Annotated in this window: 1 protein-coding gene; it reads left to right on the forward strand. The window is 53.6% G+C overall.

What is annotated here, in order from left to right; all coding sequences use genetic code 11:
• The coding region (locus F1003_RS16385) for an enoyl-CoA hydratase-related protein (protein WP_202913944.1) at nucleotides 1–239 on the forward strand (239 nt) is incomplete at both ends.

The following is a 239-nucleotide window of genomic DNA, read 5'->3' on the forward strand; positions in this document are numbered from 1 at the left end:
GACGTGATGGAAAATCTCGCTGATGCTGAGAATTTACTTGAATTGTTTGCGCTGATAAGAAAAATAAAAATTCCGGTCATTGCCGCCGTTCACGGTCGGGCTCTCGCCGGCGGCTGCGGTTTATCGACGGCTTGCGACATTGTTTTGGCGACCGGATCGGCGCGTTTCGGTTACCCGGAAGTGAAAATCGGTTTCGTCGCGGCGATGGTGATGGCGATTTTGCGCCGCAATCTGCCGGA

This window comes from Winogradskyella ouciana, assembly GCF_009709615.1.
GTDB lineage: Bacteria > Bacteroidota > Bacteroidia > Flavobacteriales > Flavobacteriaceae > Winogradskyella > Winogradskyella ouciana.